Source organism: Burkholderia sp. E168m23 (assembly GCF_016586125.1).
Taxonomy (GTDB): domain Bacteria; phylum Pseudomonadota; class Gammaproteobacteria; order Burkholderiales; family Burkholderiaceae; genus Burkholderia; species Burkholderia orbicola.
The window spans coordinates 1-9,227 of record NZ_BCPP01000173.1; the positions used below are offsets into that span (position 1 = coordinate 1).

The 9,227-nt window shown below is 67.8% G+C and carries 8 protein-coding genes; 2 read left to right on the top strand and 6 right to left on the bottom strand.

The window, feature by feature from the left end:
* Positions 1-621 (bottom strand): FAD-binding oxidoreductase (locus tag JMF90_RS11700; RefSeq protein ID WP_201325121.1); only part of this gene is annotated, 621 nt, incomplete at its 3' end.
* Between the two features lie 327 nt (positions 622-948).
* On the opposite strand from JMF90_RS11700, the gene purL reads away from it, so the two are divergent.
* Both purL and JMF90_RS11710 read left to right on the top strand, forming a co-directional pair.
* Positions 949-5,013 carry a phosphoribosylformylglycinamidine synthase gene (purL, locus tag JMF90_RS11705; protein ID WP_011549617.1) on the top strand — a complete coding sequence of 1,355 codons (4,065 nt, stop codon included), beginning with the start codon at positions 949-951 and terminating at the stop codon, positions 5,011-5,013.
* Positions 5,014-5,017: 4 nt separating this feature from the next.
* The gene (locus JMF90_RS11710; protein WP_011694305.1) at positions 5,018-5,566 is read left to right on the top strand and encodes a GNAT family N-acetyltransferase; all 549 of its coding nucleotides are present in this window, start codon (positions 5,018-5,020) and stop codon (positions 5,564-5,566) included.
* Positions 5,567-5,737: 171 nt separating this feature from the next.
* Here JMF90_RS11710 and JMF90_RS11715 read toward each other — a convergent pair whose 3' ends face one another.
* From JMF90_RS11715 to JMF90_RS11735, 5 genes are all read right to left on the bottom strand, one after another.
* Positions 5,738-6,520, bottom strand: a complete 783-nt coding sequence (locus JMF90_RS11715; RefSeq protein WP_011549619.1) for a peptidylprolyl isomerase — start codon at positions 6,518-6,520, stop codon at positions 5,738-5,740.
* An 18-nt stretch (positions 6,521-6,538) separates the two neighbouring features.
* The gene (locus tag JMF90_RS11720; RefSeq protein ID WP_006478588.1) at positions 6,539-6,847 is read right to left on the bottom strand and encodes a BolA family transcriptional regulator; all 309 of its coding nucleotides are present in this window, start codon (positions 6,845-6,847) and stop codon (positions 6,539-6,541) included.
* Between the two features lies 1 nt (position 6,848).
* A complete protein-coding gene (locus JMF90_RS11725) occupies positions 6,849-7,379 on the bottom strand; it encodes a septation protein A (protein ID WP_006478589.1) in 531 nt (176 codons plus the stop codon).
* A gap of 130 nt (positions 7,380-7,509) precedes the next feature.
* On the bottom strand, positions 7,510-7,941 hold the full coding sequence (msrB, locus tag JMF90_RS11730) for a peptide-methionine (R)-S-oxide reductase MsrB (RefSeq protein ID WP_011549620.1): 432 nt from the start codon (positions 7,939-7,941) through the stop codon (positions 7,510-7,512).
* A gap of 44 nt (positions 7,942-7,985) precedes the next feature.
* The coding region (locus JMF90_RS11735) for a YdiU family protein (protein WP_236597969.1) at positions 7,986-9,227 on the bottom strand (1,242 nt) is incomplete at its 5' end.

A 9,227-nucleotide genomic window follows, 5' to 3' on the forward strand; every position in this document is an offset into this window, starting at 1 on the left:
CTCGTCGAGCGTCTGCTTGACCAGTTTCGCGAACAGCGGGCAGTTGCCGGTGCGCTCGGTTTCGAGCAGCACGCCGCCGGCAAAGCCGGGCTCCGCCGGCACCGACGGTTCGAGCGCCGCGCATTCGTCGGCGGTGAGCGTGCGGTACGGCTGGTCGAGCGTGCGCAGCAGGTCGAGCGCGGGCTGCAGCGCGTCCCAGTCGCGCGGATCGCGCACCACGTGCAGGATGCCGGGTTTCTGCTCGAATTCGAGCTCGAGGCGCGCCTCGATATCGGCGAGCGTGTCGCGCGACACGTCGATCAGCGGGCGCAGCCGCGCGTACTGCGCGGCGAACACGTCGGGCTCGCGCAGCGTGCCGAGCTGCTTGACGAAGCGGCGCACGCCGCCGTTGAAGCCCGGCTTGTAGACGATGCCGCTGTCGCGCGGCTGGCGCTGGCGCATGAACGTCGGGCCGAACCAGACGTCGAGCGGGCTCGGCAGCAGCGCGCCGCCGTCGCCGTAGGTCGCGCCTTGCGCGACGGTCGCGTGGCGTTCGACCACGCACACGCGATGGCCGGCCGCGCGCAGCTGGTAGGCGGTGGCGACGCCGCTGATTCCGCCGCCGATGACGATGACATCCATGGATTGCTTCGATGACGGGCGGCGCGCACGCCGCCCGGTGAGAATTCGCTGAGGGCCCGGGCCCGGTGAACCCGGAATGATAGCGCCAAAAGTGCGCGAGCCGGCGCCGGCCGAGCATGGGTCGTGCGGTTGCGCGACGGCGGCCGGCGTGCGACCCGCGCAGGCCGGTCCGGCGGCCGGCCGTGCGCGCCCCGCGCCCGGGCACCGGTGCGGTGCAGGCGGACTACCGATCGGCCGGTCTTGGGCGGCCGACTTCCGGGTATAATTACGGCCTTCCTTTCGCCCCACGTCGCCACCTCGCGCGACTCATCGACGTCAGTCCAGCCCATGGCTCACTTCTCGTGTTTTCCCGGCGCTTCGGCCCTCTCCGATTTCCGTCAAACCCGTCTGCTCGACACGCTCAGGCAAATCGACGCCAACATCGTCGCGGTGCGCGGCCAGTTCCTGCACTTCGTCAATGCGGCCGAGCCGCTGTCGGTCGACGACAGCGCGCGCATCGATGCGCTGATGCACTACGGCGAGCCGTTCCAGCCGGCGGGCGAGAAGGGCGCGACCGAGACCTTCGTCGTGCTGCCGCGCTTCGGCACGGTCTCGCCGTGGGCGAGCAAGGCAACCGACATCGCGCAGCACTGCGGTCTCACGCAGGTGCGCCGCATCGAGCGCGGCGTCGAATTCACGGTCACGCTGAAGTCGGGCCTGCTCGGCGGCAAGAAGGCGCTGTCGGACGACGCGCGCGCGGCCGTCGCGGCTGCACTGCATGACCGGATGACCGAAAGCGTGGTCGCGGCGCGCGACGACGCGAAGCACCTGTTCGACGAACTGCCGGCCAAGCCGCTCGCGAGCGTAGACGTGCTGGGCGTCGGCCGCGGCGCGCTGGAGCGCGCGAACGCCGAGCTGGGCCTCGCGCTCGCCGACGACGAGATCGACTACCTGGTCGACGCGTTCCGCAAGCTCGAACGCAACCCGACCGACGTCGAACTGATGATGTTCGCGCAGGCGAACAGCGAACACTGCCGCCACAAGATCTTCAACGCGCAGTGGACGATCGACGGCGAAGCACAGGACATGTCGCTGTTCGCGATGATCCGCAACACCGAGAAGCTGAGCCCGCAGGGCACCATCGTCGCGTATTCGGACAACTCGTCGATCATGGTCGGCGCCGAAGCCGAGCGCTGGTTCCCGCGCAAGGCCGGTGCGGCCGGCGAGCCGGGTGAGCGCTACGACCGCCACACCGAGCTCACGCACACGCTGATGAAGGTGGAGACGCACAACCACCCGACGGCGATCTCGCCGTTCCCGGGGGCGGCGACCGGCGCGGGCGGCGAAATCCGCGACGAAGGCGCGACGGGCCGCGGCGCGCGTCCGAAGGCCGGCCTCACGGGCTTCACCGTGTCGAACCTCGACCTGCCCGACGCCCGCCAGCCGTGGGAAAACGCGCGCGACGCCGCGCAGCCGGTGGCCGAGCGCAACCCGAACGAGCAGCACGGCCCGTACGGCCGTCCGGACCGCATCGCGTCGCCGCTGCAGATCATGATCGACGGCCCGCTCGGCGGCGCCGCGTTCAACAACGAATTCGGCCGCCCGAACCTCGGCGGCTATTTCCGTGTGTACGAGCAGAACGTCGGCGGCACGGTGCACGGCTATCACAAGCCGATCATGATCGCGGGCGGCCTCGGCAACATCGCGGATCAGCACACGCACAAGCACGACGTGCCGGCCGGCTCGCTGCTGATCCAGATTGGCGGCCCCGGCATGCGGATCGGCATGGGCGGCGGCGCCGCGAGCTCGATGGCGACCGGCGCGAACACGGCCGAACTCGACTTCGACTCGGTGCAGCGCGGCAACCCGGAAATCGAGCGTCGCGCGCAGGAAGTGATCAACGGCTGCTGGCAGCTCGGCGCGGAAAACCCGATCCTGAGCATCCACGACGTCGGCGCGGGCGGCCTGTCGAACGCATTCCCCGAAATCGTCGACGGCGCGGGCAAGGGCGCGCGCTTCGAATTGCGCAAGGTCGCGCTCGAGGAATCGGGCCTGTCGCCGCGCGAAATCTGGTCGAACGAGGCACAGGAGCGCTACGTGCTGGCGATCGCGCCGGCCGACCTGCCGCGCTTCGAGGCGATCTGCGCGCGCGAGCGCTGCCCGTTCGCGGTGGTCGGTGTCGCGACCGACGAACGCCAGTTGAAGCTCGTCGACGACGAAGCGACGGGCGCCGACGAATACCCGGTCGACATGCCGATGGAAGTGCTGCTCGGCAAGCCGCCGCGCATGCACCGCGACGTCACGCGCGTCGCGACCGAGCGAGCGCCGGTCGACGTGACGGGCATCGCGCTGTCGGCCGTCGCGCTCGACGTGCTGAAGCACCCGACGGTCGGCAGCAAGTCGTTCCTGATCACGATCGGCGACCGTTCGGTCGGCGGTACGTCGGTGCGCGACCAGATGGTCGGCCCGTGGCAGGTGCCGGTGGCCGACTGCGCGATCACCGCGCTCGACTACGCGGGCTTCAAGGGTGAGGCGATGACGATGGCCGAGCGCACGCCGCTCGCCGTGATCGATGCGCCGGCATCGGGCCGCATGGCCGTCGGCGAAGCGATCACGAACATCGCGAGCGCGCCGATCGCGTCGCTCGACAAGCTGAAGCTGTCGGCGAACTGGATGGCCGCGTGCGGCACGGCCGGCGAGGACGCCGCGCTGTTCGACACGGTCAAGGCGATCGGCATGGAGCTGTGCCCGGCGCTCGGGATCGGCATCCCGGTCGGCAAGGACTCGCTGTCGATGAAGACGAAGTGGGACGAGCAGGGCGTCGCGAAGGAAGTCGTGTCGCCGGTGTCGCTGATCATCTCCGCGTTCGCGCCGGTCGAGGACGTGCGCCGTCATCTCACGCCGCAACTGCGCCGCGTCGCCGACGCGGGCGACACCGTGCTGATCGCGATCGATCTCGGCCGCGGCAAGAACCGGATGGGTGGCAGCATCTTCGCGCAGGTCACGCAGCAGGTCGGCGACACGACGCCGGACGTCGACGACGCGGAAGACCTGAAGCGCTTCTTCAACGCGATCCAGTCGCTCAATGCGCAGGACAAGCTGCTCGCGTACCACGACCGCTCGGACGGCGGCCTGTGGGCGACGGTGTGCGAAATGGCGTTCGCGGGCCATGCGGGCGTGTCGCTGAACGTCGACATGCTGACGCTCGACCCGAACCACGAATCCGACTACGGCGACGCGAAGGACTGGGCGAAGCAGACGAGCGGCCTGCGCGACGACCGCACGCTGCGCGCGCTGTTCTCCGAAGAGCTCGGCGCTGTCGTGCAGGTGCGCGCATCCGACCGCGATGCGGTGCTCGGCGCGCTGCGCGAATTCGGTCTGTCGACGTGTTCGCACGTGATCGGCTCGGTCAACGATCGCGACGTGATCGAGGTGTACCGCGACGCGAAGAAGATCTTCGATGCGCCGCGTGCCGAACTCCATCGCGCATGGAGCGAAGTGAGCTGGCGCATCGCGCGCCTGCGCGACAACCCGGCCTGCGCGGATGCCGAATACGACGCGCTGCTCGACGCGGCCGATCCGGGCCTCTCGCCGGTGCTCACGTTCGACCCGGCCGACGACATCGCCGCGCCGTTCATCGCGACGGGCGCGCGGCCGCGCGTCGCGATCCTGCGCGAGCAGGGCGTGAACTCGCATCTGGAAACCGCGTACGCGTTCGATCGCGCAGGCTTCGATGCGCACGACGTGCACATGAGCGACCTGCTCGCCGGCCGCGCGACGCTGGCCGATTTCGCGGGTGCGGTCGCGTGCGGTGGCTTCTCGTACGGCGACGTGCTGGGCGCGGGCGAAGGCTGGGCGAAGACGATCCGTTTCAACGCGAACCTTGCCGACATGTTCTCGGCGTTCTTCGCGCGTCCCGATACGTTCGCCCTCGGTATCTGCAACGGCTGCCAGATGCTGTCGAGCATCGCGTCGATGATCCCGGGCGCGGAAGCGTGGCCGAAGTTCACGCGTAACAAGTCCGAGCAGTTCGAGGCGCGCTTCTCGTTCGTCGAGGTGGAGAAGTCGCCGTCGATCTTCTTCGCGGGGATGGAAGGCTCGCGGATTCCGGTCGCGGTCGCGCACGGCGAAGGCTACGCGGACTTCTCGCAGCAGGGCGACATCGATCGCGTCGCGGTCGCGATGCGCTACGTCGACCACCGCGGCGAAGCGACCGAACGCTATCCGTTCAACCCGAACGGGTCGCCGGCCGGCATCACGTCGGTCACGACGGCCGACGGCCGCTTCTCGGTGCTGATGCCGCACATGGAGCGTGTGCATCGTACGGTCACGATGAGCTGGCACCCGGAAGGCTGGGGTGAAGCGAGCCCGTGGCTGCGCGTGTTCCGCAACGCGCGCCGCTGGATCGGCTGATCGGATGATGTTCGACCCGAACGCGCCGGTCGAGGTCGTCACGCTGCGTGACGAACGGGCGAGCGAGGCCGATGCGATCGGCCGCGTGATCCGGGCGGCGTTCGCGGGCGAGCCGCAGGGCGGCGAGTTCGAACAGCGCATCGTCGACACGCTGCGCACGGACGGGGCGCTGAGCGTATCGCTCGTCGCGGAGCGCGACGGGCGTATCGTCGGGCACGTCGCGTTCTCGCCCGTCGCGATCGGCGGCGAGCCGGCCGGCAGCCAGCAGTGGTACGGGCTGGCACCGCTCGCGGTGCGGCCCGATTGCCAGCGGCAAAGCATCGGCGCGGGGCTCGTGCGCACGGGGCTCGACGCGTTGCGGCGGCTCGGCGCGCGTGGCTGCGTGGTGCTGGGCGAGCCCGCGTATTACACGCGTTTCGGGTTCGAACCGCACGGCGACATCGTGTTTCCAGGCGTGCCGCCCGAGTATTTCCTCGCGCTGCCGTTCGACGAATCGGCGCCGCTGCCGGCGGGCGACGTGCGTTATCACGACGTGTTCTATCCCGCCGCGTAGCGAACGCCGCAGGCGGGTAACACCTGGTATGGGAAAGCCGCTCTTCGGAGCGGTTTTTTATTGCGCGTCGGCCACGCACCATCGCGTCGCGCTACATCTGTTTCGTGCACGCCAAAAGAAAAAGCCGCTCCGAAGAGCGGCTTTTCGATGCGCGTATGACGCGCGCCGGCGTTACTGGATCTTCGCCTGCTGACGCAGACCTTCCTCGAACGCCTGCAGCTTCTGCTGCACGAGCTGCTGCGCGATCTGCGCCTTCACCTGGTCGAACGGCGGCGGCGCGATGTCGCGGATGTCGTCGACGCGGATGATGTGCCAGCCGAACTGCGTCTTCACCGGCGCGTCGGTCATCTGGCCTTTCTGCAGCTTCTGCGCGGCTGCCGCGAATTCCGGCACGTACGCCTTCGGGTCCGACCAGTCGAGATCGCCGCCGTTCTTGCCCGAACCCGGGTCCTTCGAGTATTGCTTCGCGAGGTCCTCGAACTTCGCGCCGCCCTTGATCTTCGCGATCAGGTCCTTCGCCTGCTGCTCGTTGTCGACGAGGATGTGGTGCAGGTGGTACTCGCGGTTGCCGCCCACGCCCTTGACGAGTTCGTCATAGCGCGCCTTCACTTCGGCATCGGTCGGCTGGTTCTTCTTCAGGAAGCTCTCGATCATCGAGCGCAGCACGACGGTCTGCTGCGCGACGGCGACTTGCGCCTTCACGTCCGGACGATTCGGGATGCCTTCGCGGATCGCTTCCTGCATCAGGATTTCGCGGTTCACCAGTTCCTGGCGCACGGCCTGCTGCAGTTGCGGGCCGTCGGTCTGGCCTTGCTGGACGAGCTGCGCGACCATCGCGTCGGCGCGCGACTTCGGAATCGGCGTGCCGTTGACGACGGCGATGTTCTGGGCGAATGCCGGTGCCGCTGCAAAAGCAGCCGCCGCGACCCACAGGCGGGGGGATTTCAGGATCATCGGGAATTCCTAATGAGACTAGATTGAAGATTCGTTGAATTCTTCGGGCGTGTAAGCCACGATCGCGAGCGCGTGAATGCCGCGCTGCATCGCATCAGCGAGCGCATCATACACCAGCCGGTGCCGCGCGACGCGCGGCTTGCCCGCGAACGCGGACGAGACGATCGTGACCGTGAAATGGCCGCCGGAGGCCGCGCCCGCATGGCCCGCGTGCTGCGCGCTGTCGTCGCGCACGGTGAGCGACAGCGGCGCGAGCGACGCGGTGAGGCGCGCTTCGATCAGCGCGATGCGTTCGTCGGCGGAGGCGTGGAGAAAGGCGTCGCTCATGTCATTCGTCCTTCAGGTACTTCGTGAGCCACAGGCTCTGCAGGATGATGAACACGACCATCGCGCCCGTCGTACCGAACAGCTTGAAGTTCACCCATTGCGATTCGGTGAAGTTGTGCACCACGTACAGGTTCGCGACGCCGAGCACCGCGAAGAACAGCGCCCAGGCGACGTTCAGCTTGTCCCACACGGGCACGGGCAGCGTGAGCTGCTTGCCCATCATCTTCTCGATCAGGTTCTTGCCGAACGCATAGCGTGCGGCGAGCAGCCCGATCGCAAACAGCCAGTACAACACAGTCGGTTTCCATTGAATGAATTTCTCGTCATGCAGGACGAGGGTGGCGCCACCGAACACGACGATCACGCCGAGGCTGACCCACAGCATCGTGTCGACCTTCCGGTGCCGGAAGGCGACCCAGGCGACCTGGGCCAGCGTCGCGACGATCGCGACGGCGGTGGCGGTGAAGATGCCCCAGACCTTGAAGGCGACAAAAAACAGGATGATCGGAAACAGATCGAACAGGAATTTCATGGCGCTCGCAGCTGCGTGACGGGCCGCTGGCGCGGCCCGTCACCGTTGTAGGGACCCGCCAGGCATCGCCGTCGCGGATCGGGGGCGGGCCGCCCCGGGCTGGCTGCCTCGGCGATCCGCCCGGCGCCGCTCATTCGTTTTCGGGTCGGGACTCGAAGTTTAACGCAGCCGAATTGATGCAGTACCGCAAACCGGTCTTGTCGCGCGGGCCGTCCTCGAACACGTGGCCCAGATGCGCGCCGCAATTGTTGCAGCGCACTTCGACGCGCACCATCCCGTGCGAGTAGTCGACCTTCTCGTCAATCACCTCGCCGTTGAGCGGCTTGAAGTAGCTGGGCCACCCGCAGCCGGAGTGGAACTTGGCGCCGGATTCGAACAGCGGCGTGCTGCAGACGACGCACTTGTAGATGCCGGCGTCCTCGGTGTCGGTGTATTCGCCGGTGAACGCGCGCTCGGTCGCCGCGTGCTGCGTGACCTCGTACTGCATCGGCGTGAGCCGGCGGCGCAGTTCGGCGTCGTCCTTCTGGTACGGGAAGGTCTTGTCGTCGGAATCGTGGGACATGGGGGTTCTCCTGATCGGTCGGTCGAGATGCGCGGGTTGCGGGCTCAGGACGAGCAGCTCACTTCGAGCGAGCCGGCCCAGTCGGGCGGCAACGCCGCGTACGCTTCATGCTCCGGTTGTTCGTCGAACGGACGGCGCAGGATCTGCGCGAGCCGCTCGACTTCCGAAAAATCCTTTTCCTTCGCGCGCCGGATCGCGACTTCGGCCAGATGGTTGCGAAGCACGTATTTGGGGTTCGCGCGGTTCATTGCAACCGCGCGCGCCGCGTCGTCGCGCGTTTCCTCGGACAGCCGCGCGCGGTAGAGGTTCGCCCAGGCGTCGAATGCTTCACGGTCGATGAAGAGGTCGCGCACGGGTGCGTCGCGGCTCGCGTCGTGCTTCGAGATCTGCGCGAGCCGGCGGAACGTCAGCGTGAAATCCGCGTGGCTCGCATGCATCGTCTCGAGCAGCTTGTTCGCGAGTTCGGCGTCGCCCTCGCGTTCGAGTTCGAGGCCGAGTTTCGCGCGCATCGCGCGTTCGAGCGCGGGGCCGAAGCGCTCCGGAAACTTCGCGAGCACGGCCTGTGCGTCGTCCACCGCGCGCTCGGCGCGCGCATCGTCGTCGGCGATGCCGTGCTGCAGCCCGATCAGCGGCAGCAGCGCCTGCGCGAGGCAGTAGCAGTTCCAGTGCGCGATGCGCGGCTGCATCCGGTACGCATAGCGGCCGCTGGTGTCCGAGTGGTTGCAGATGTGGTTCGCATCGAACGCATCGACGAAGCCGAACGGACCGTAGTCGATCGTCACGCCGAGAATCGACATGTTGTCGGTGTTCATCACGCCGTGGCAGAAGCCGACGGCCTGCCATTGCGCGACGAGGTCGGCCGTGCGCAACGTCGCCGCTTCGAGCAGCGCGAGGTACGGATCGTCCGCGTCGCGGCAGGCCGGATAGAAGCGGTCGATCACGTGGTCGGCAAGCTGGCGCAGCAGGTCGGGGCGATCGTTCGAAAAGAAGTGCTCGAAGTGGCCGAAGCGCACGAAGCTTTCCGACACGCGGGTGACGACGGCCGCCGTCTCGATCTCCTCGCGCACCACCGGCTGGTCGGAGCCGATCACCGTCAGCGCGCGCGTGGTCGGGATGCCGAGGTGATGCATCGCTTCCGAGCACAGGAATTCGCGGATCGACGAGCGCAGCACCGCGCGGCCGTCGCCCATGCGCGAATACTCGTATAACTTCGTATAATGTATGCTATACGAAGTTATTACGCGATCATGATCGCGGGCGGCCTCGGCAACATCGCGGATCAGCAC

Excerpts from the sequence above, each read along its gene's own strand:
- purL (WP_011549617.1), top strand. The coding sequence starts at position 949 with ATGGCTCACTTCTCGTGTTTTCCCGGCGCTTCGGCCCTCTCCGATTTC.
- JMF90_RS11710 (WP_011694305.1), top strand. The coding sequence starts at position 5,018 with ATGATGTTCGACCCGAACGCGCCGGTCGAGGTCGTCACGCTGCGTGAC.
- JMF90_RS11715 (WP_011549619.1), bottom strand. The coding sequence starts at position 6,520 with ATGATCCTGAAATCCCCCCGCCTGTGGGTCGCGGCGGCTGCTTTTGCA.
- JMF90_RS11720 (WP_006478588.1), bottom strand. The coding sequence starts at position 6,847 with ATGAGCGACGCCTTTCTCCACGCCTCCGCCGACGAACGCATCGCGCTG.
- JMF90_RS11725 (WP_006478589.1), bottom strand. The coding sequence starts at position 7,379 with ATGAAATTCCTGTTCGATCTGTTTCCGATCATCCTGTTTTTTGTCGCC.
- msrB (WP_011549620.1), bottom strand. The coding sequence starts at position 7,941 with ATGTCCCACGATTCCGACGACAAGACCTTCCCGTACCAGAAGGACGAC.